General features: G+C 62.5%; 1 protein-coding gene. It reads right to left on the reverse strand.

What is annotated here, in order from left to right; translation table 11 throughout:
- Window positions 1-28 precede the first annotated feature (28 nt).
- The gene (locus AWC24_RS00275) at window positions 29-1,225 is read right to left on the reverse strand and encodes an IS30 family transposase (RefSeq protein ID WP_083080566.1); all 1,197 of its coding nucleotides are present in this window, start codon (window positions 1,223-1,225) and stop codon (window positions 29-31) included.
- Between the last annotated feature and the right edge of the window lie 48 nt (window positions 1,226-1,273).

Consider the following 1,273-nt stretch of genomic DNA (forward strand, 5'->3'; position numbering starts at 1 on the left):
CTCAAAGTCAAGCGGTTAGTGCATTTCCTCATGCTGCTTGCTTGATCAGGGCGGCTAGGCGTTGGGCCGGGGTGTCGAGATCCAGGGTGGGTCGGGGCCGGGTGTTGAGCTTGTCTTGGATTCGTTTGAGGTCGGCTTTGGTGTAGCCGCTGAGGTCGGTGCCTTTTTCGAACCAGAAGCGCAGCAGTCGGTTGGTGTTCTCGTTGCTGCCCCGCTGCCAGGGGGAATGGGGGTCGCAGAAATAGACCGGGGCCTGTAGTTGCAGGCTGATGTCGTGCCAGCCGGCCATCTCACTGCCGCGGTCCCAGGTGATGGTGCGGCGCAGATGAGCTGGCAGCTCGTTCATCGCCTCGATCATCGCGGTGGCCACCGAATCAGCGGTGTGGTCGTGGGGCAGGTGCAACAAGATGGTGAATCGGGTGCTGCGTTCGACCAGGGTGCCGATCGCGCTGGCGCATCCAGCACCCAGGATCAGGTCGCCTTCCCAGTGCCCGGGCACCGCACGATCGTCAACCTCGGCGGGGCGCTGGCTAATGGTGATGACGTCACTAAATTTTCCGCGGCGCTCGGTATGGCCGCGGGACTTGCGGCCTGCGCGTTTGGTCGACAAGCACTTGTGCAGCTCGGCGCGCAGTTGACCGCGGCCTTGCACGTAGAGGCACTTGTAGATGGTTTCGTGGCTCACCCGTGCCAGCCTGTCATCGGGGTGGTCCCGGGCCAACATCTCCGCGATGAGCTTCGGGCTCCACCCGTCGTCCATCCATCCTTCGATGGCGGCGCACAATGTGCTGTCGTTGAGTTTGAACTCCTTGGGCCGCTTGGCGTTGTGAGCGGCCCGAGCATGTGCCAGCCCTGCGTGGTAGTCCCCGCCAGGAGTGCTATTCCGTTTGATCTCCCGGGAGATAACGCTGGCATCGCGGTCGAGTTGGCGGGCAATGTCGGCCTGTATGAGCCCTTGATCGAGCCCGCGCATGATGCGAAGGCGTTCGTCATAGCTGAGCCGGTGACCACGCCCGCCAGTGCCAGTCAGATCGCCGGGTTCGGCCAGCCCGAGATCGCCTTTGCCGGTCATCAGTTTCATACCGCCAGCTTTGCTCCACCACTGTCGGCCGACATTGCGTGACACGCCTAGCTGGCGTTCGGCCTGCATCACCGAGGTGCCAGCACACACCAAATCGAAGAACTGCCTTCGCATCGGCCACGGAGTCGGGAACCCAGTCGGCATTGCAACCTCCTAATCAGAGACGTTGCATTGACCGTATGAATCTGCCCG

This window comes from Mycolicibacter senuensis, assembly GCF_002101885.1.
Taxonomy (GTDB): Bacteria; Actinomycetota; Actinomycetes; order Mycobacteriales; family Mycobacteriaceae; genus Mycobacterium; species Mycobacterium senuense.

Coding starts and splice junctions, on each gene's coding strand:
- AWC24_RS00275 (WP_083080566.1), bottom strand. CDS start 1,225: ATGCCGACTGGGTTCCCGACTCCGTGGCCGATGCGAAGGCAGTTCTTC.